General features: G+C 62.6%; 18 protein-coding genes and 1 tRNA gene. 8 read left to right on the top strand and 11 right to left on the bottom strand.

What is annotated here, in order from left to right; genetic code table 11:
- A partial coding sequence (locus FFY45_RS02485) for a transposase (protein WP_176339299.1) occupies positions 1 to 268 on the bottom strand: 268 nt, incomplete at its 3' end.
- Between the two features lie 27 nt (positions 269 to 295).
- On the opposite strand from FFY45_RS02485, the gene FFY45_RS02480 reads away from it, so the two are divergent.
- The gene (locus tag FFY45_RS02480; RefSeq protein ID WP_176339298.1) at positions 296 to 532 is read left to right on the top strand and encodes a type II toxin-antitoxin system RelE/ParE family toxin; all 237 of its coding nucleotides are present in this window, start codon (positions 296 to 298) and stop codon (positions 530 to 532) included.
- A 135-nt stretch (positions 533 to 667) separates the two neighbouring features.
- Here FFY45_RS02480 and FFY45_RS02475 read toward each other — a convergent pair whose 3' ends face one another.
- The 3 genes from FFY45_RS02475 to rimK form a co-directional block, all read right to left on the bottom strand.
- Positions 668 to 2002 (bottom strand): sensor histidine kinase, encoded by a 1335-nt coding sequence (locus FFY45_RS02475; RefSeq protein WP_176339297.1) that lies wholly within the window; start codon positions 2000 to 2002, stop codon positions 668 to 670.
- Positions 1995 to 2672 (bottom strand): response regulator transcription factor, encoded by a 678-nt coding sequence (locus tag FFY45_RS02470; protein ID WP_006448355.1) that lies wholly within the window; start codon positions 2670 to 2672, stop codon positions 1995 to 1997. The genes FFY45_RS02475 and FFY45_RS02470 overlap by 8 nt, the downstream gene beginning before the upstream one ends.
- 344 nt (positions 2673 to 3016) lie before the next feature.
- Entirely contained in the window at positions 3017 to 3892 is an 876-nt protein-coding gene (rimK, locus tag FFY45_RS02465) for a 30S ribosomal protein S6--L-glutamate ligase (RefSeq protein ID WP_439333504.1), read from the bottom strand.
- A 548-nt stretch (positions 3893 to 4440) separates the two neighbouring features.
- Here rimK and glgX point away from each other — a divergent pair.
- Complete coding sequence (gene glgX, locus FFY45_RS02460) at positions 4441 to 6573, top strand: glycogen debranching protein GlgX (RefSeq protein WP_176339295.1); 2133 nt, start codon at positions 4441 to 4443, stop codon at positions 6571 to 6573.
- A gap of 358 nt (positions 6574 to 6931) precedes the next feature.
- On the opposite strand, the gene FFY45_RS02455 is transcribed toward glgX, so the two are convergent.
- The gene (locus FFY45_RS02455) at positions 6932 to 7324 is read right to left on the bottom strand and encodes an H-NS histone family protein (RefSeq protein WP_055824272.1); all 393 of its coding nucleotides are present in this window, start codon (positions 7322 to 7324) and stop codon (positions 6932 to 6934) included.
- An 88-nt stretch (positions 7325 to 7412) separates the two neighbouring features.
- Entirely contained in the window at positions 7413 to 7808 is a 396-nt protein-coding gene (locus FFY45_RS02450) for a hypothetical protein (RefSeq protein ID WP_023904916.1), read from the bottom strand.
- A 27-nt stretch (positions 7809 to 7835) separates the two neighbouring features.
- Here FFY45_RS02450 and FFY45_RS21925 point away from each other — a divergent pair, with 27 nt between their 5' ends.
- From FFY45_RS21925 to FFY45_RS02440, 3 genes are all read left to right on the top strand, one after another.
- On the top strand, positions 7836 to 8198 hold the full coding sequence (locus tag FFY45_RS21925) for a hypothetical protein (protein ID WP_217902415.1): 363 nt from the start codon (positions 7836 to 7838) through the stop codon (positions 8196 to 8198).
- The gene (locus FFY45_RS02445; RefSeq protein WP_176339294.1) at positions 8195 to 8566 is read left to right on the top strand and encodes a hypothetical protein; all 372 of its coding nucleotides are present in this window, start codon (positions 8195 to 8197) and stop codon (positions 8564 to 8566) included. The genes FFY45_RS21925 and FFY45_RS02445 overlap by 4 nt, the downstream gene beginning before the upstream one ends.
- A gap of 163 nt (positions 8567 to 8729) precedes the next feature.
- Positions 8730 to 8999: a hypothetical protein gene (locus FFY45_RS02440; protein ID WP_176339293.1), complete on the top strand. Its 270-nt coding sequence runs from the start codon at positions 8730 to 8732 to the stop codon at positions 8997 to 8999.
- Here FFY45_RS02440 and FFY45_RS02435 read toward each other — a convergent pair.
- The gene (locus FFY45_RS02435; protein WP_043889393.1) at positions 8996 to 9280 is read right to left on the bottom strand and encodes a hypothetical protein; all 285 of its coding nucleotides are present in this window, start codon (positions 9278 to 9280) and stop codon (positions 8996 to 8998) included. The genes FFY45_RS02440 and FFY45_RS02435 overlap by 4 nt on opposite strands.
- Before the next feature lie 453 nt (positions 9281 to 9733).
- Here FFY45_RS02435 and FFY45_RS02430 point away from each other — a divergent pair, with 453 nt between their 5' ends.
- Positions 9734 to 11980 (top strand): methyl-accepting chemotaxis protein, encoded by a 2247-nt coding sequence (locus FFY45_RS02430; RefSeq protein ID WP_176339292.1) that lies wholly within the window; start codon positions 9734 to 9736, stop codon positions 11978 to 11980.
- Between the two features lie 211 nt (positions 11981 to 12191).
- On the opposite strand, the gene FFY45_RS02425 is transcribed toward FFY45_RS02430, so the two are convergent.
- Complete coding sequence (locus FFY45_RS02425; protein ID WP_104552056.1) at positions 12192 to 12614, bottom strand: YqaA family protein; 423 nt, start codon at positions 12612 to 12614, stop codon at positions 12192 to 12194.
- 98 nt (positions 12615 to 12712) lie between these two features.
- Entirely contained in the window at positions 12713 to 13669 is a 957-nt protein-coding gene (locus FFY45_RS02420) for a LysR family transcriptional regulator (protein ID WP_255171844.1), read from the bottom strand.
- A gap of 77 nt (positions 13670 to 13746) precedes the next feature.
- Between FFY45_RS02420 and FFY45_RS02415 the strand changes: the two genes are divergently transcribed.
- Positions 13747 to 14940 carry a serine hydrolase domain-containing protein gene (locus FFY45_RS02415; protein ID WP_176339291.1) on the top strand — a complete coding sequence of 398 codons (1194 nt, stop codon included), beginning with the start codon at positions 13747 to 13749 and terminating at the stop codon, positions 14938 to 14940.
- On the top strand, positions 14937 to 16151 hold the full coding sequence (locus tag FFY45_RS02410) for an MFS transporter (protein ID WP_176339289.1): 1215 nt from the start codon (positions 14937 to 14939) through the stop codon (positions 16149 to 16151). Before FFY45_RS02415 ends, FFY45_RS02410 begins: the two co-directional genes overlap by 4 nt.
- Before the next feature lie 121 nt (positions 16152 to 16272).
- Here the strand turns inward: FFY45_RS02410 and FFY45_RS02405 are convergent.
- Both FFY45_RS02405 and FFY45_RS02400 read right to left on the bottom strand, forming a co-directional pair.
- Positions 16273 to 16346: transfer RNA gene (locus FFY45_RS02405), tRNA-Gly, on the bottom strand.
- 121 nt (positions 16347 to 16467) lie between these two features.
- On the bottom strand, positions 16468 to 18252 hold the full coding sequence (locus FFY45_RS02400; protein WP_176339305.1) for an autotransporter outer membrane beta-barrel domain-containing protein: 1785 nt from the start codon (positions 18250 to 18252) through the stop codon (positions 16468 to 16470).
- Positions 18253 to 18299 lie beyond the last annotated feature (47 nt).

The raw sequence follows: 18299 nt of genomic DNA, 5'->3' as shown, positions 1-18299 counted from the left end.
CAAAGCGCCGCAAGGTCGGAATCTCGTGCAGCGCTTCTTCCATCGCCGGATCGCTCAACGCATACCACTGCTGCAGCAAATGAATCCGCAACATCGTCGCCAGTGCGTATGGCTGCCGACCTGGGCGTCCCGACACCGGATAGTGCGGTGCGATCAGACCGAGCAAGTGCTGCCACGGAACGACCTGCTCCATCTCGGCCAGGAAGATCTCCCGTCGGGTCTGCTTGCGCTTGCCCAGGCCTTCAGCGTCGCCGAACGTCAGTTGCATGGATTACTCCTCAACATGAGGCGGGTAGTGTCACGTATCTATGGTGCGTTGTTCAGAGGTTCCCTAGCGCGGCGTGCATTGGAGTTGGGTCATTCGCCCGCGATGGGCAGAGCGCTGCCACGCTACGCACCCGCTGAAGTGCGGGAGTTGCTGGAACGCCCTTACCGACTGATCTACCGCGTTACGCCAACGCAGGTGGATATCCTGACGGTGCTGCACTACCGCCAGCTGATGCCATCGGACCTGACCGACCTGCAACGTTGAGTGCCTGTGGACTGGTCTGAACTGCCGGGCAATGCGTTGCGGGTCGAGTAGGGAAAGATATTATCTATTGCGTCGCCGGACCATGCTTGTAAGACCGTCGCGCCCAGGTGCGCTCCTACGCAAGCGGGTGGTTGGTTAGCGATGGAAGGCTAGTGTTGCGATGACGCCGCGCTCCTGGCCTGGGCGCACGCTGACGCGCCAGCCGTACAAGTCGCATAGCCGACTGACGATCGACAGGCCGATGCCGCCGCCTTGCGAGTGGCCGGCGTGGGTGCCGCGGTAGCCGCGCTGGAACAGTTTGGCGGCGTCCTCTTCGCTCAGGCCGGGGCCGGAGTCGATCACCTCTACTGCATCGCTTAGCACGCGCACACGCACCTGGCCGTCCTGGGTGTACTTGACCGCGTTGCCGATCAGGTTGCCCAGCGCCACCGACAAGGCAGATTCGGGTGCGTCGATGACCAGGTCGCGTTCGCCTTCCAGCAGCAGTTCCAGCGGTTTGCCGCCGAGTTGGGCGCGGTGCGCGTCGATCAGTTGTTCGGCCACCTTGGCGACGTTGCTGCTGCCCTGCCCGCGCTCGTTGCGCGAGAGCAGCAGCAGCGAGCCGATCAGGTCGCTGCACTGCAGTTCGGCACGCTGGATGCGTTGCAGGCGTTGCAGCATCTTTTCGTCGAGATTGGGTTTGCTGAGCAGCAGTTCGGTGGCGCCGCGAATCACCGCCAGCGGGGTACGCAGTTCGTGGCTGACGTCGGCGTTGAATTCGCGGTCGCGCTGCACCACTTCGGTGAGGCGGGCAGAGTAATCGTCCAGGGCCTCTGCGAGCTGGCCTACCTCGTCGTCCGGGAAGTGCGCGGCCAACGGCTTGGGCTCGCTGGTGCCGCCGCGGTAGGCGCGCAGGCGCGCGGCCAGATCGGACACCGGGCGCATCACCTTGGACGCAGACCACCAGCCGATCACCAACGAAAACCCGCTGAAAACAAGCACCGAGAGCATCAAGGTGCGCTTGAGCTGGATCTCGCCCTTGATGGTCTGGGTCATGTCGTAGGCCAAGAAAAACCAGACACTTGGCGTTTTTCGCACAGCTAGCTTGTATGAGTACGGATTACCACTCTCGTCGACACCCGAGACAGTCCGAATACCATCCTTAAACTGATACCAATCCGGCTGTTCGCGGCGCAACGCTTCGAACTTGTCGCTCTTGACCACCCGCCCACGCATCTGCTGTACCGGCAGATCCGGGTTACGCAACGGGTCGGAATAGAACCGCTGCGCGAAGGCGTCGATATTGCGGTTCATCACGTCTTCGACCAACTGGGTTTCCACGCGCGAGCGCGCCCAGGTGGTGGCGAAGGCGAACAGTGTGGTCAGGCAGAAGCCAAACAGCACGAACGACAGAATGATGCGGCTGCGCAGGCGCCGCCGGTAGCGGCCACGCCTGCGGGCGGGCCGCGCGCCGTTATTGCTTTCAGGCATCGGGCGAGGCGATGCGATAACCGATGCCGTGACGGGTCTGGATCATCGGCACGTCGAACGGCTTGTCGACCACCGCGCGCAGGCCGTGGATATGCACGCGCAGCGAGTCCGAATCCGGAAGTTCTTCGCCCCAGACGCGGGTTTCCAGCTCCTGGCGGGTGACCACGGCCGGCGAAGCCTCCATCAGCGACTGCAGGATTTTCAACGCAGTGGGGTTGAGCTGCAGCAACTTGCCGCGACGGCGCACTTCCAGGGTATCCAGGTTGTATTCCAGATCGCCGGTTTCCAGCACGCGGGTGTGCACGCCCTTGCCACGACGCGAGAGCGCGTTGAGCCGCACTTCCACTTCCTGCAGCGCGAACGGCTTGATCAGATAGTCGTCGGCGCCGGAGTCGAAGCCGGCCAGCTTGTTGTCCAGCGAGTCGCGCGCGGTGAGCATCAGCACCGGCGTCTGCTTGCGCGCTTCGTTGCGCAGCTTGCGACACACCTCGATGCCATCCATGCCGGGCAGGTTGAGGTCGAGCACGATGGCGTCGAACTCGTGCACCACGGCCAGATGCAGGCCGGTGACGCCGTCGGCGGCGAAATCCACCGTGTGGCCGCGGTCTTCCAGATAGTCGCCAAGATTGGCGGCGATATCGCTGTTGTCTTCAATTACTAGAATGCGCACTGGAACCTCATTGTTGGGTCGTGTACCCGGCTGCGTGTGGCAAGGTGCCGTTGCAGCCGCGCTGTCGTCTTGGTTGTTTCAGCAGTTGGCGCCATTCGGCCGCCGAACGTACTGCGTGATGCTCAGCGTTGCTGGTCGTTCCGTCGCTGATTGAGTAAGGAAATGTAGACGTGAACCCCAATCCCGGCAAGCCATCACAAAAAGGCCCAGGTGCCGCTAAGCACCCGGGCCAAAAATGCATCCCGATCACCGTCACTGCCGAGAGCGGAGCTACGGTCGGGAGAGGCTAGCGGGGCAAGGATTAGAGTTTCGTTATTTTTTTGATAAAAATGTTAAATCCCCGATCAACGGGCCGTCTGCTCCAGGTGCTCGATGATTGCGGCGGCCACATCCACGCCACAGACGCCTTCCACGCCTTCCAGACCGGGGGTGGAATTGACCTCCAGCACCAGCGGGCCGCGATTGGAGCGGATCAGGTCCACGCCGGCCACCGCCAAGCCCAGCGCGCGCGCCGAGCGCACCGCCACCTCCTGCTCTTGCGGCGTGGCTTCGGCCACTGCGGCGGTGCCGCCCAGGTGCAGGTTGGAGCGGAAGTCGCCTTCGGCGGCCTGGCGACGCATGGAGGCGACCACCCGGTCGCCGACCACGAAGCAGCGCAGGTCGGCGCCCTCGGCCTCGCCGACGAATTCCTGCACGATGAAGTTCGCGTACAGCCCACGCAACGCCTCGACTACGCCGCGCGAGGCGCTGGCCTTCTCGGTGAGGATCACCCCGGCGCCCTGGGTGCCCTCGTTCAACTTCACCACATGCGGCGGCGGGCCGAGCATGGAGAGCAGGTCCTGGGTGTCGTCCGGGTTGTCGCCGAACACCGTCACCGGCATGTCGATGCCCTGGGCCGCCAGCAGCTGATGCGCGCGCAACTTGTCGCGCGAGCGCAGGATGGCGTCGGAGGGATTGGGCGTGTAGCTGCCCATGAATTCGAGCTGGCGCAACACCGCAGTGGCATAGCGCGTGACCGAGGCGCCGATGCGCGGAATGACCGCGTCGAATCCGGTGATTGGCTTGCCCTTGTAGTGCAGGCTGAAGCCATCGGCGGCGATACGCATGTAGCAGCGCAGCGGGTCGAGGATGCGTACCGTGTGCCCACGCTTGCGCCCGGCCTCGATGAGACGGCGGGTCGAATACAGTTTGCTGTTGCGGGAAAGGATGGCGATTTTCATCGCGGAGGGTGCGCGGCGCGGCCTGGACATGGTCGGAGTCTAGTGACGAAGTGACCCAAGTCCGTACGTCTGCCAGTCGATCGCGCGTGCGGGCTGCAACCCTGCCCTGCACGCTTCGATCCAACTGGTGTGCGACGGCCCCGAGGAGGGAAAGGCGAACGCTGCTGGGCAACGCTATTGAAGCGACGCAGGTGTTGCGCAACCTCAGTGGCCTGGATGCTAGCAGGGCGGCCGCGCGGCGCTCAAGCAATGCGCACATGCATTGCGCTAGATGCTGCGCGCATGCACCTTGTCTGTGCATATGTCTGTGCCTATGTCTGTGCCGAATGCGCCAACCAGCACCGACGCCAGTGATGCTCAACCCACTCGGCGCAGCATTGCGTGGGCACGCCCACCTCCAGCCGCGCTGCGCAGTGATCAGGCGAGCGCAGCGACTGCCGCATGCCGCCCTCACGCCGCACCCCTATGGCCGTGACGCGTTTTGCACAGGCAAAACCGCAATGCTTGAGTCCCCTAATGCCGGCATGCCGGCGCACCCGAGACTCTCAATGCGACGTCCAGCAAGCGCGGCCTATGCCAACCCCTCCCGCATCCGCCAGGGGCGCCCGTTCCCGCGTGGCACGCTCTTCGATGGAACAGGCACCAATTTCGCGCTGTTTTCTGCGCATGCCACGCGCGTGGAGCTGTGTCTGTTCGACGAACAAGGCACCGAGACGCGGGTCGATCTGCCCGAATACACCAATGAGATCTGGCACGGCTATCTGCCCGACGTCAAACCGGGCCAGCGCTACGGCTACCGCGTGCATGGCCCGTACGAGCCGACCGAGGGACACCGCTTCAACCACAACAAGTTGCTGATGGATCCCTATGCGCGCGAGCTGGACGGCGATCTGGTCTGGGCGGACGAACTCTACGGCTACACCGTGGGTCACCCGGATGGCGACCTGAGCTTCGACGAGCGCGACAGTGCGCCCTTCATGCCCAAGTGCGTGGTGGTCGAAGACACCTACGACTGGGAAGACGACGCACGCCTGCTCAGGCCGTGGAACGAAACGGTGATCTACGAAACCCACGTGCGCGGTTACACCATGCGCAACCCGCAGGTGCCGGAGGCGGTGCGCGGTACGTTTGCCGGACTAGCGCAGCCGCAGGTGCTGCAATACATCAAGGACCTTGGCGTCACTGCCGTCGAGTTGTTGCCGGTGCATGCGTATCTGGACGACCAGCATCTGCTGGACAAGGACCTGCGCAATTACTGGGGCTACAACACCATCGGCTTTTTTGCGCTGAAGTCGCGTTATCTCTCCAGCGGCCACCGCGACGAATTCCGCGACATGGTCAAGGCCATGCACAAGCAGGGCCTGGAAGTCATTCTGGACGTGGTCTACAACCACACCGCCGAAGGCAGCGAGTTGGGCCCGACGCTGTCGTTCAAGGGCATCGACAACGCCAGTTATTATCGCCTTGCCGAAGACAAGCGTTATTACATCAACGACACCGGCACCGGTAACACGCTGAATCTAAGCAATTCGCGAGTGATCCAGATGGTCAACGACTCGCTGCGCTATTGGGCCGGCGAGATGCATGTGGACGGATTCCGCTTCGACCTGGCCACCATCCTGGGGCGCGAGCCGAGCGGTTTCGATCAGCGTGGCGGCTTCCTGGATGCCTGCAACCAGGACCCGCTGCTCACGGAAGTGAAGTTGATTGCCGAGCCGTGGGATTGCGGCCCCGGTGGCTATCAGGTGGGTCATTTCCCGCCGGGTTGGTCGGAGTGGAACGACAAGTTCCGCGACAACGCGCGCGAGTTCTGGAAGGGCGAAGACGGCAAGCTCGCCGAGTTTGCCACCCGCTTTACCGGCTCGGCAGATCTGTTCGATCGGCGCGGTCGCCGCCCGTGGGCGTCGGTCAACTTCATCACCGCGCATGACGGTTTCACCCTGCGCGATCTGGTGAGCTACAACGAAAAGCACAACATCGCCAACGGCGAGGACAATCGGGACGGTTCGTCCAACGATGGCTCGTGCAACTACGGCGAAGAAGGCGATACCGACAACGCGGAGATCCTGCAGATTCGCGAGCGGCAGATGAAAAACCTGCTCGCCACCTTGCTGCTCTCGCAAGGCACGCCGATGCTATTGAGCGGCGATGAGCGCGCACAGTCGCAAGGCGGCAATAACAACACCTATTGCCAGGACAACGAAATCACCTGGCTGGATTGGGAAAACGACCCGACCGACGGCCGTTTGACCGAATTCGTCAAGGCGCTCACCGGCTTGCGCAAGCGCTACCCGATCCTGTCGCGCGGTCGCTTTCTCAACGGCCAGTACAACGAGGAGGCCGGCCTGCGCGATCTGACCTGGCTCAATCCCGGCGGCACCGAGATGGACGACGCGCATTGGACCGATGCCGGTGCACGCTCGGTGGGTTTGCTGCTGGAAGGCAAGGCGCAGACCTCGGGCGTCAAGGAACTGGCCAACGACGACACCTTGCTGATCGTCATCAATGCCTACCACGAAGGGGTGACCTTCACCCTGCCCTCGTCCGATGAACCGGTGCACTGGAAGCTAGTGCTCTCCACCGACGAAGCGTTGGAAGTGGACATGATGCCGGCCGGCGCCAGCGAGTTCCTGGCCCCGCCACGCAGCGTGTCGGTCTTCGAGTGCAAGAGCGACCAGTAACGTTGTTCGAGAGGTGACACATGCTCGCTGTCTGCTGATATCTGGCAGACAGCGAGCTTTTTTGTGCGCTTTAAAAACCCGCCATATCAAAGATGCCTGGATCAAAATGGCTGGCGGACGTTCAGAGCGGCCAACAAACCTATTGCTACGTTTTGTTAGCCATTCTCAGTCCCGCTGATACGGTGACGGCAGTCTGATCAAGGCACGCGAGAATACCGGTGATCCGCTCTCTTCGGACACTTTTAAACAAAGCAGCTAAACATTGGCGCAGCAACTTTAATTAATCATTGCAACGACTGACAAAAGCTTTTATCGAACAAACAGACAAACCAAACAGCGCTCAAGCTGGAACAGACCTTCAACCTGGATAGAGCGGAAACCGCTTGTCCGGATGATTGGCTTTCCATTCCTTGTACGAACTGGTGCCTTCCCAGGCCTTGAAGGCGCGCGGGGTGCGACCACGCCCGGACCAGGTCTCGCCGGAATGCGGAATCCAGTACTTGGCCACGACTTCGCCGGTGGACGATAGCGGGCCCTTGGACTTGCCCGTCATTGCGAGGGACGCGATCTGGCTTTTCTGTTTTGCGTTGAAGCGGCCACCAAACTGGGTCAGCACTTCGACGACCTGGTCAAAGGCTTCCAGTGTCTGGGCATATTTCAGCTGGGCTTCTTCCTGTTCGAGCTTACGCAGCTCTTCCAGCAATTGGGCTTTGGCGGCGGCGGAGGGTGAAGCAGGCGGAACCTGGCGCATTGGCAAAACTGAGGTTGGGCGGATCAACGAGTATTGCCGTTGCGCCGGCTAGCGTAAAGCGCTGTGGCCTACGCGAGTCTGGAAGCGGTCAGCGAGGGCGCAGCAGAGCATGCTCCCGGGCCATGCTCAGCACCGGCCCGATCCGCCCGGCACGGATCAACTCGCTGCAGTGCTTGCCCACGAACTCGACCCTCGGCGCGGAAAACCACTGCATCACCCGCTCCGGCTCCCCGGCATTGATCGACCAGGCGTGGCACACCGTCTCGCCCAGCTCCTCCACCCCCACCAGGCCCAGCTCTCGAATCTGTTCCGGGTCGAGCGCAAACATCTCCAGCACCCTGCCCGCATCGGCCGGCGTGCCGTAGCCGCTATTCATCTGCCTGGCGATGCCGGCGCTGTAAGCAACCGATGCGGCGTGTGCGGACTCGGCGCGGCGCATGCCCTTGAGAAGTGCGCCGATGAGTTGAGGATGTGTCGTGGTCATGGTGCTCGCTCGATCATGGCCATAACTATGACCACCATCGGCGATGCGCTCAATCAGGAGGTTCCTGACCATGGGCAAGGAAATCACGAAGCGTGCTATCGGGGTTCTTCAGGAAGTTACTTTCTGCAATCGATGTCATTTCGATGTATGCCTAAACAGGCGTCTTCTAGCGATCGATTACCAAAAGCCAGCACCCGACATCGAGGCCGATTCATGCGTAGAGTCGACCGTCCCAGCGTCACGGTGGAGATTTCCATGTCCAGCCCGGCCAAGGTCACAATCGACAACCGCACCAGCTACACCATCGTCACCCACGTAACCCGGGATTACTGGGTGGAAGGCGACGGCGACTCCATGAAAGGAATGGCTGGCCCTTCATTGAAGACTTGAAGAACACGTTTCTTGTCTGCGTGACCGGCAACAAGCAGGACAAGCAGACCTATGCGGAAACCGCGCCGAAATCGCGGCTGTGCTTCGCCGACAAAGACACCGATGCCGACGAGAATCCCTCGGATCCTCACCGGGTCTTTTTCAACTTCCACATCTTCCACTCTGATCGCGATCAATGGATGAAGACATTCAAGGCCTGCGTCGGCAGACCCGAGGTCATCATCCGTGCGTATCTAGCCAATAGCGAAGACAACTGGAACGATTGTCTCGACAGCGGCTGCTGCGTGATCGCGACCAACAAGATCAGCGACCACGCCTGGGCACTGGTCGGCGCGCAGCGCTTCGCCAAGCGGGTGCCGTTGTTGTAGTGAAGGAATTCCCTTACGGCCCCGCTCGTGGTTCCTGACAGCGATGCGAGTGGTTTTCTGGCAGAATCGGCGGCCTGCAGGCTGATGGACCATGGGCGTCGGCCCGCAGGCATGGACGCCAAAAGCGCTAATTAACCAAGGTCAAGGAGGATCACGATTGGGAATGTCATCGATTCGGCACGTGGGCGACTATCAGCTCACCGCGCATGTCACGCCCGGCCAAGGGCAGTTTTCGGCTGAACTGCTGCTCAGCAAATCCGGCGGCATTACCTTGCAGCGATACCGTGTGCCGGGCGATGCGTTCGCCGACCGCATCGCCGCGCATGATCACGCCAGGCAGTGGATGGCGATGTGCGAGGTCTCCAGCGATGGGCGCGTGCGCTTCGATGCGCATTGCCTCGATCAGGGCCGACTTGCAGTAGCCGCCGCCTAAGCAGGCGGGAAGCACCGGGTGAGCCGCTCGTTCCAGAAGGCGAGTTGCTCCAACGTGTGTGACTCAATGGGTTTTTCCACCGTCGACGACGCTTTGCGTTGCGCCACTGTGGCAATCAGCGATGCCGCCAGGCGATCCCAGCACAGTCTGAGCAAGGCCGGTTCGGGATGCGAAGCAAGCATTGCTTCCAGCATCGCCCCTTGCGCGACTCTTGATGCCTGCAATTCGCTCAGCGCATCGGTCACTGCCGTCATCCATTGCTCGGTCAACTGCTCCGTCATTTCCGCACGCGATCCCTTCTCAAGATGCACAGGCTATCCGCAATGCACGGGTTTGTACCGGCTGCGCGCAAGATTCGCCAAGACATTACTGAACCGTATGGCGGAGGTTTTGAGCGAACCTCTGAAGCGATGCTTTTTCATCACCGAGCGCTGCCGACAGTGCGTTGGCAAGATCGCTTTCACTCGCAGCCGAGACGGCTTTCGACTCGATGAAAGATCTCAGCTGCGAACTTGCCGCCACCAAAACCGATGCCCGGCCTGACGGAGCGAATTACTCAGTTCGTTATCGAGTCAAGATTTTGTGAAATCTGCCGATAACGGATTGAGACACCTAGGCAAGCGCCAGCGAACCAGGCAAGCCAGTCGACGTTGGCGACAACGCCTCAGGTTGCTCGGACAGGCCAGTCACTCGCCGGCTCCTCCCACTCCTCCGCTTCTTCCCCAGGTCCCAGCATGCTACCGACGATCAAGAGCAAATTTATATTGGCATTGTTGGGAACGCTGATTCCGAGCATCCTGCTGTGTCTGTTCCTGCTGAACAGCCTGCACACCTCCAAGAACAATGTAGGCACGCTCTACAATCGCGACTTCACCGGCTCTGCGCTTGCCAGCAGCATCGACGGTCAACTGACCCGGGTCGATATCAACATCCTGCGCATGATCGCCATCGGCACACCCGAGCTGATCACGCAATGGAAGCAGGAGAACCAAACGCGCTTCACGCAAGTCGCGGCCAGCATCGTGGAACTCAAGCAGTTGCTGAGCCAGGAAGCCGAACACACCGCCCAGCTGCAAAAGATCACCGCAAGCTATGCGCTGATGCAAGCGGGGATGCAGCGCCAGATCGAGTTGATCGAAGCTGGCGATATCGCCGGCGGCGCCGAAGTCAATCGGACCCAGGTCAAGGACAACGCCAACGCCACCTTTGCCGGGCTTGCCACCTTGCGTGACGAACTGGCCGCCTCTGCCAAGCTGCGCTATCAGCAGCAACAGGCCACCAACACGCGCGCCATCACCTTGTCGGCGATCGCGCTGGGATTGATCGCGCTGGCCGGCGTGAGCATCGCGATGCTCCTGGGTAACGCGATTTCACGCTCGATCCAGCGGGCGGTTGCCGCCGTTGAGCAGTTGTCGCGCGGCGTGCTCGACGTCGATATCAAGGTCACCGGCAAGGACGAAACCGTGCAGTTGGCCAGTGCGGTCTACCGCATCCGCGATCGCCTGCAAGGCGTCATCGCCGCCCAGCTGGAAATGGCACGCCGGCACGATGCTGGCGAGATCAGCTACCGCATGGACGAAAACGCATTTCCTGGCGAGTTCGGTCACATGGTGCGCGATGCCAACGCCCTGGCCAGTTCGCATATCGCCATGACGATGCGCCTGACACAGATCATCGGGCGCTACGCCATCGGCGATCTCTCCGATGAGATGGATCGGCTGCCGGGCGAGAAGGCGGTGGTGACCGAGACGATGAATCAGGTCAAACAGAATCTGCAGGCGATCAATCAGGAAATCAGCCGCCTGGCTTCGGCAGCGGCAGCCGGGGACTTCAGCGTGCGTGGCGACACCGAGCGCTTCCAGCATGATTTCCGCGCCATGGTCACCAGCCTCAATCATCTGATGGCCACTGCAGACGGCAACCTGCAATCGCTGTCTGCATTGCTGCAGTCCATCGCCGCGGGCGACCTGACTGCACGCATGAGCGGCGAGTTCAAGGGCGTGTTCGCGCAGATGCGTGATGACGCCAACACCACCGCCGCGCAGCTGGCGGAAATCGTCGGACGCATTCAGCACTCGGCAATCTCCATCAATTCGGCTGCCAGCGAAATCGCCGCCGGCAATCAGGATCTGTCGCACCGCACCGAGCAGCAGGCGGCCAACCTGGAAGAAACTGCCGCTTCGATGGAAGAGCTCACCTCCACCGTTCGCCAGAACGCTGAGCATGCACGCCAGGCCAATCAGCTGGCGATCGGTGCGGCAAGCGTGGCCTCGCAAGGCGGCGAGATCGTGAGCAAGGTCGTGGGCACCATGGCCGGGATCGAAGCCTCGTCCAAGAAGATCGCCGACATCATCAGCGTCATCGACGGCATCTCGTTCCAGACCAATATCCTGGCGCTGAACGCGGCCGTGGAAGCCGCGCGCGCAGGTGAACAGGGCCGTGGCTTTGCCGTGGTTGCCTCGGAAGTGCGCACGCTCGCTCAGCGCTCAACCGCAGCAGCGAAGGAGATCAAGAGCTTGATCGACGACTCGGTACAGCGCGTTACCGAAGGCTCCACCCTGGTGCACACCGCCGGCAACACCATGGCCGAGCTCGTGGCCAGCGTGCAGCGCGTGACCGACATCATGGGTGAGATCTCTGCAGCCTCGCAGGAGCAGTCGGTCGGCATCGAGCAGGTCAACATCACGGTCACGCAAATGGATGAGACCACCCAGCAAAATGCGGCACTTGTGGAAGAAGCCACTGCGGCGGCGCGTTCGATGGAAGAACAGGCCGGCCAGCTCACCGAAGCGGTTGCGGTGTTCAAGATTGCGCAGACGAGCACGCACAGCGCGCGTTCGGCACCAACCGCATCATCAAAGCTCAGCCTGGTCAGCGGCCGAACAGTAGCACCGGTCAAAGCCGCTACCCGCCAAGCGTCTGCACCGAAAAAACTGGCTGCCACTGCTTCCAGTGACGGGAGTAACTGGCAGGAATTCTAAGCTTCGACCGCATTCAGAGACCCGGCAATACCGGGTCTTTCTTTGCTTCATTCAGGCACGTCCAAGCATGTACGTGCAGGTTATCCATGCGCCTGATCGTCTTCATTGGACCCGCTCCCAACTGGTAGGCGACCGAGCGTCTACGTAATCGCCCCACGCTTGAAATTTATAACGCGCTGGCGAGTCGCTCGATGCTCAGATGTTGCGCAGTCTACGCAATACTCAGCGTCGCCCATGCGAGCAAGGCGTAACGGGTGGTCTTGGCGATCGCAACCAGCGGCAGGAACACGCGCAGCGGCTCGCGCATGACGCCCGCCGCAAGTGTCAACGGGTCGCCAATGATCGGCATCCAGCTCAGCAGCAGCGACCATTTGCCGTATTTGCCATACCACGCCTGGGCGCGCAGCAATGCAGCCGCTTTGATCGGGAACCAGCGCTTTGCCTGAAAACGCAATGCCTCGCGCCCAAGCCACCAGTTGATCAGCGAGCCGAGCACGTTGCCGATGCTCGCAGCAGCCACGAGCCCCAACGCAGAATCGCCGCGCAACAGCAGCGCCACCAATGCCGTCTCCGACTGCGCAGGGAGCAAGGTGGCTGCGATAAGCGCAAGTGCGAAAAGCGAGAGATACGTCATTGGCTACGTTGCGCGTGTTGTGATGATGCAGGAGATTGGGCGATGCATCCGGCGCAACATCTGCGCCACAACCGACGCCAATGCGACATGGCGCAGCGTTACCGCTTGACCGGCTTTCGCCGCTTGATCTTTTCGTCAGGAAACACCCTGGCACACAGAAAGTCGACAAACGCCCGCACCTTCGGCGAAGGATGCTTGCCTGCCGGCCAAAGCACGTGGAACGCGCCGCTGCGCCGCACGTGCTCGGCCAACACGGGAAGCAGGCGCCCGTCTGCCAGCAGGTCGCGGATAGCGAAATCCGGCAGGCAGGCTATTCCGAGTCCTTGCACTGCGAAGCACACCCGCGTTTCGATGTTGTTGCAGATCATCGAGGTGGGAAGCACCAGTTCGCCGCTGTTGCGCCGCGTATGCAGCGGCCAGGTTTCCAGTTTTCCCGAGTTGGGATAACGGTAATGCAGGCAGGCATGCTGCAGCAGATCGACGGGCAAGCGCGGAGTGCCGCGCTGCGCGAGATACTCGGGCGCAGCCACCAGCATCATCTGGAAGCCACCGAGGCGCCTGGCCGAAAGGCGCGAATCGCTCGGCTCGCCGGTTCTCACCACCGCATCGAACCCTTCCTCGATCACATCGACCATCCGGTCGCTGAAGTCCAGATCCAGCTCGATCTCGGGATAGTGGCGCATGAAGTCACCCAGCACCGGCAATACCAACGCACTGACCAGCGGCAGGCTCACCCGCAAGCGCCCGCGCGGCGCGGCGGTGGCTTGCGAAAGTTCCAGCTCTGCTGCTTCGATCTCGGCGAGGATGCGGCGGCTACGCTCCAGGAACAACGTGCCTTCGGCTGTCAGCGTGACGCTGCGCGTACTGCGATGAAACAGCCGCACGCCAAGTTTTTCCTCCAACCGCACCACGCGTTTGCCGACCGCAGACGCCGACACGCCCAACAACCGGCCAGCCGCGACGAAGCTGCGCGTTTCGGCAACCTGCACGAACACCACGAACCCGCTCAGGCTTTCCACCACACGTCCCCATTGCGGACGTTTGGTTCCGCACAACGCGGAACTCTACCCCAGTTTTTCTTTAATCCAAGGCTGTCTACTCTGCCTGCACTGTCTCTCGATCAACCACACTTATGACACTGTCCCTCTCTCCGCCGCGCATCGCCATGCCGCCCGCACTGCTGACCAGTAACATCCAGGCGGTCGTTCAGCACGCCCTGGACGATAAGCGACTGGTGGGAGCTGTCGTCCTGGTCGCCCGCAATGGTGAGCTGATCCACCGGCAGGCCGCTGGCTGGGCAGACCGGGAAAGCCGTCGTGCGATGCGCGTGGATGCGCTCTTTCGGTTGTCATCGGTCAGCAAACCCATCATTTCAACCGCCGCGCTGGTGCTGGTGGCGCAAGGGCGCCTGGACCTGGATGCAGGCATCGATCGCTGGCTGCCCGAGTTCCAGCCACGACTGGGCGATGGCCGCCCTGCACGCATCACGGCGCGCCAACTGCTCAGCCATACCGCCGGCCTGGGCTATCGCTTTCTCGAAGCAGACGCCAATGGTCCTTATGCGGTCGCCGGCGTCTCCGACGGCATGGATGCCGCTGACATCACTCTGGAAGAAAACCTGCACCGCATTGCCAGCGTGCCGCTGCTTTATGCGCCGGGCACGGCATGGGGCTACTCGCTGGCAACCGACGTGCTGGGTGCGTTGATTGCGCGTGTCTACGGCGCCCCGTTGAACGAAGCGGTACGCGCATTGGTGACCGGACCACTGGGCATGGCGGACACCGATTTCGTCACCTCCCAAACGCAGCGTGTGGCGACCGCCTACGTCAACGCAGCGCCGCAGCCGCATCGCCTGGCAGAAGCAGAAACCGTCTCGGCCTTCGAAGGCGCGATCGGCATCCGTTATAGCCCCGCCCGCATCTTCGATCCGCAGGCGTTTGCCTCTGGCGGCGCCGGCATGGTGGGGACCGCCGAGGATTTTCTGCGTCTGCTCGAAGCCTTGCGCGATGGCGATGGCGAGCTGCTGCCTAGCCCGTTGATCGAGGAGATGGCGAGCGATCAGACCGCAGGCGCTGCGCTGCAGGATCTGCCAGGGCTTGGCTTCGGGCTGGGGTTCTCGGTCTTGCGCGACCCCGCGCTCGCCGCATCGCCGGAATCTGTGGGCACCTGGCGCTGGGGTGGTGCATATGGCCACTCGTGGTTTGTTGACCGGGCGCTAGGCCTGAGCGTGGTCGCCTTCACCAACACCTTGTACGAAGGCATGTCGGGCAGCTTCGTCACCGATCTGCGCGATGCCGTGTATGCCACTGTGGAAGCAAGGCAATGAATTCGACTGCGAAAGACCGTCTGCCACTGGCACCCTTGCTCGCGCTTGCCATGGCCGCCTTTATCACCATCCTCACCGAAGCGCTGCCAGCGGGTCTGCTGCCGCAGATGGCAGATGGCCTGGCCGTCTCCGAAGCCTGGGTCGGTCAGACCGTCACCATCTATGCGCTCGGTTCCTTGTTGGCAGCGATACCATTGACCATCGCCACCCAGGGCATTGCCCGTCGCCCGCTGCTGCTGGCGGCCATCGCCGGCTTCGCCATCGCCAACACGATCACCACGCTGTCCAGCAGCTATGCGCTGACGATGGTGGTGCGCTTTCTGGCAGGCGTCTCGGCGGGATTGTTGTGGGCCTTGCTGGCCGGCTATGCGGCGCGCATGGTGCCCGAGCATCAGAAAGGCCGCGCCATCGCGATCGCCATGGTTGGCACACCGCTGGCGTTGTCGTTGGGCGTGCCGGCCGGCGCGTTCCTTGGCAGCCTGGTGAGCTGGCGCGTGTGCTTTGGCATCATGAGCATCTTGGCGGTGATCCTGATGCTGTGGGTGCGCCTGCAGGTGCCGGATTTCGCCGGGCAGCTGCAGGGTAAGCAGCAACGTCTGGCGCACGTGGTGAGGTTGCCCGGCATTCGGCCGGTGCTGTTCGTGGTGCTGGCTTTCGTGTTGGCCCACAACATTCTCTACACCTACATCGCCTCGTTCCTGGCGGAGGCCGGCATGGCGCAGCGCACCGATCTGGTGTTGCTGGTCTTCGGTGGCGCATCGCTGATCGGCATCTGGATCGTGGGCGTATTGATCGACCGCCATCTACGCGCTCTGACGCTGACCAGCACGCTGCTGTTCTGCGTTTCGGCATTGGCACTGGGCCTGGCTGGCACATTTCCCACGATCGTCTACATCGCAGTCGGCGTCTGGGGGCTCGCCTTCGGTGGCAGCGCGACGTTGTTTCAGACAGCGCTCGCCAAATCCGCGGGAGAGGAGGCCGATGTTGCGCAATCCATGTTGGTGACCGCGTGGAATACCGCCATCGCTGGCGGTGGCCTTCTCGGCGGCGTATTGCTCGATCAACTCGGCGTCGGCGCGTTCCCGCCCGCGTTGCTGGTGCTGCTTGCCGCGACACTGCTCGTGACGTGGATGGCCAAGCGAGATGGCTTTGCGGCATCAAACGATGACCGCGACGTATCGCGGCCGGCTACCGTCGGAAGACAGTCGTAAACGCCGGACGTAGCGAACCGATGCCACTGCGCAGCACAGCTGGCGCAGTACAGACGCATCGAATTGCGGAGCGCACTGAGGATTGCGGAGCGGTCAGACGTGCCGAAGCGCTTACTGCATCTGGAGCGGGCGAAGGGAATCGAACCCTCGTCAGTAGCTTGGGAAGCTACAGCTCTACCATTGAGCTACGCCCGCGTGGCGTTGCGAGAGTTTAGGCGGGTGCGGGTGTCGGGCGCAATGCGCAGACGTGACGAGGGCCGGTTGCCCGGCCCTCGTGTCTTGCAGATCTACCGCGTGGACAGCTGTGCGGCGTGGATCAGAAGTTGCCGCTGAAATTCACAAACAGCGTTGCATCGCGGGCGCTGCGCTGGGCGGTGGTGGTGCTCAGGCCGATATTGCTCTGCAGGCCCCACAGGCCGGTGCGGGCGCCCAGCACGACGGTGGCGTAGTTGCGATCGAAGTTCTGGCCCGGCACGGTGTACATGCCCACTTCCGGCATCGACTGCAGCCAGGCGCTGGCCTCGGTGCCATCCTTGAACTCGTGGTCGTAGGTGGCCTGCACGTACGGCTTGACCTCTGCACCTTCCAGACGGACCTGGAAGCCGATGCGGCCCACCAGCGAGTCGATGTCCTGATCGGCGTAGCCCAGCGCGGTGGAGCTTTCGTTGCTTTCGGTGTAGCCGTCGAGCTTGAGCTTCTGCCAGGTCAGGCCGACCACCGGGCCGTACTTGACGCTGCCTTCGCCCAGCGAATAGCCGGCGTTGACCGCGGCGGTGAGGTTGCTGCCGTCGGGCGAGCCGCTGTGCACGCGCGTGGCTGGCCCGAGCTGCACTTCGCGGTCGACGTCATAGCGCAGCGCGCTGTAGCTGACCTGCGCATTGACCCACACCGGGCCGGTGTACCAGCCGAAGAACGCGCCCAGGGTGGTGTCGTCCTGCTTGAAGCTGCCGTTACGGTTGCCGAAATCGGCATCCATGCTGCCGAAGCCGGCAAAGCCGCCGAACACTAGATCGCCCGCGCTCCAATCCACGCCGAACAGGCCGGCCGGGGCCATGCCGTCGTACAGATCGGCATGGTCGTAGCGCTGCATGTCGCCGCGCACGCTGCCCCACCAACGCAGGCCGTCGGCGTCGGGCTTGCCATCGAGATGCCACGCCACCTGGTCGGCGCGTGCGCGGCCAATGGCCTGCGCGGAATGCGTCAGCACCTGCTGCAACCGCGGCGCCTCCAGCAGCGAGATGGCGTACTGGCCCAGGATCTGGTGGGTGGCGGTGCTCGGGTGGATACCGTCGGCGAACACATAGGTGTTCTGTGCGTTGGCCGCGACCAGGCTGGTCGGGTTACACGCCGGCAGCGGCACTGCCGGGTTGCAGGCGGTGCTGGTGACGTTGCTGAAGCCGTAGGTGCCCGGATCGGCCACCACTTCCTGCAGGATGTGGAAGGTGTCGACCGGAATCACGCGCAGGCCGGCCGAACGCAGGCCGTTGAACAATGCGGTGTTGTAGGCGGTCGCCGCTGCAGTGCCCTGCGCCATCGCGGCGGCACCGCCGGCGCGGAAGCGCGGGGTGATGCCCACATCCGGAATGGTCGGCACCATCACGTAGCGCGCGCCGGCAGCCTGCAGCGCCCCGACTGCGCCGACCTGCGCGGTGACCGCGTTGCCGATGATGGCCTGCGCCTGGGCCGGCGCCGCAGCGGCGGCGAGCAAATCGTTGGCGCCGCCCCACACGGTGTAGAGCGCATTCGGGTTGGCCTGGCCGCCGTTGGCGCTCAGGTAGGTGTTGATCTGGCTGGTCACCGACGGCGCAGCGCCGAGTGCGCTGACCGAGCTGGCCTGGATGCGGGCGCCACCGGCTGCGTAGTTGTCGCCGGTCTGGCCGTTGCCGTTGGGTGCGGCGTTGGTGCCGAAATGGTCGGCGACGTATTCGGCCCAGACAAAACCGGGGTTGGTGGTGAACTTGCCGGTGACTGCGCGCGAGGCGGCCGGCAGCAATGGGTTGTAGTAGCCGCTGTCGGTGAGGCTGTCACCGAAGAACACGGTCTGGTCGAACGCAGACGCAGCCATGGCCGGGGTGGCCGCAATGGCGATGGCAACGGCCATCAGGGAACGGATCGGGCGAAGAGATGTAGCCATGGGAGTGCCTGCTC

Origin of the sequence: Xanthomonas hortorum (genome assembly GCF_011305375.1) — a bacterium.
Lineage (GTDB): Bacteria > Pseudomonadota > Gammaproteobacteria > Xanthomonadales > Xanthomonadaceae > Xanthomonas > Xanthomonas hortorum_E.
Note: the sequence above shows the minus strand (reverse complement) of the source record. Positions and strands in the feature narration are given on the sequence as shown.

What these genes read in the sequence shown, in the direction of transcription:
- FFY45_RS02475 (WP_176339297.1), bottom strand. Translation starts at nt 2,002, where the DNA reads ATGCCTGAAAGCAATAACGGCGCGCGGCCCGCCCGCAGGCGTGGCCGC.
- rimK (WP_439333504.1), bottom strand. Translation starts at nt 3,892, where the DNA reads ATGAAAATCGCCATCCTTTCCCGCAACAGCAAACTGTATTCGACCCGC.
- glgX (WP_176339295.1), top strand. Translation starts at nt 4,441, where the DNA reads ATGCGACGTCCAGCAAGCGCGGCCTATGCCAACCCCTCCCGCATCCGC.
- FFY45_RS02455 (WP_055824272.1), bottom strand. Translation starts at nt 7,324, where the DNA reads ATGCGCCAGGTTCCGCCTGCTTCACCCTCCGCCGCCGCCAAAGCCCAA.
- FFY45_RS02450 (WP_023904916.1), bottom strand. Translation starts at nt 7,808, where the DNA reads ATGACCACGACACATCCTCAACTCATCGGCGCACTTCTCAAGGGCATG.
- FFY45_RS21925 (WP_217902415.1), top strand. Translation starts at nt 7,836, where the DNA reads ATGACCACCATCGGCGATGCGCTCAATCAGGAGGTTCCTGACCATGGG.
- FFY45_RS02440 (WP_176339293.1), top strand. Translation starts at nt 8,730, where the DNA reads ATGTCATCGATTCGGCACGTGGGCGACTATCAGCTCACCGCGCATGTC.
- FFY45_RS02435 (WP_043889393.1), bottom strand. Translation starts at nt 9,280, where the DNA reads ATGACGGAGCAGTTGACCGAGCAATGGATGACGGCAGTGACCGATGCG.
- FFY45_RS02430 (WP_176339292.1), top strand. Translation starts at nt 9,734, where the DNA reads ATGCTACCGACGATCAAGAGCAAATTTATATTGGCATTGTTGGGAACG.
- FFY45_RS02425 (WP_104552056.1), bottom strand. Translation starts at nt 12,614, where the DNA reads ATGACGTATCTCTCGCTTTTCGCACTTGCGCTTATCGCAGCCACCTTG.
- FFY45_RS02415 (WP_176339291.1), top strand. Translation starts at nt 13,747, where the DNA reads ATGACACTGTCCCTCTCTCCGCCGCGCATCGCCATGCCGCCCGCACTG.
- FFY45_RS02410 (WP_176339289.1), top strand. Translation starts at nt 14,937, where the DNA reads ATGAATTCGACTGCGAAAGACCGTCTGCCACTGGCACCCTTGCTCGCG.
- FFY45_RS02400 (WP_176339305.1), bottom strand. Translation starts at nt 18,252, where the DNA reads ATGGCCGTTGCCATCGCCATTGCGGCCACCCCGGCCATGGCTGCGTCT.